Annotated in this window: 1 protein-coding gene; it reads right to left on the minus strand. The window is 68.6% G+C overall.

The genetic code is table 11. From position 1 onward, the window contains the following. The coding region (locus KI686_RS16425) for a hypothetical protein (RefSeq protein ID WP_237590391.1) at positions 1-296 on the minus strand (296 nt) is incomplete at both ends.

Consider the following 296-nt stretch of genomic DNA (forward strand, 5'->3'; position numbering starts at 1 on the left):
TCAGCGCCTCACGGTAGCGCCCGAGCGTGCTCAGCGAGTCGGAATGGTTGACCCAGTAGCGCAGTTTCGCGTCGGTGTCGCAGGCGTGCTCCCACGACAGCTCGTACAGCTCCAGCCCCCGATCGACCTCACTGAGATGCAGCCGGCTGCTGGCGATGAGGTTCGCCGCCACCGAGATCACGTTGTCGAAGCCGTGTTCGCGCCCGATCCGCAGCGCCTGCTCGCCGGCCTCCACCGCCGCCGCCAGATCCCCTTCGACCATGAGCCGCCCCGCGAGCAGGTTCAGCAGCACGGCG

The organism is Polaribacter sargassicola (assembly GCF_021991835.1).
Taxonomy (GTDB): Bacteria; Bacteroidota; Bacteroidia; order Flavobacteriales; family Flavobacteriaceae; genus Polaribacter; species Polaribacter sargassicola.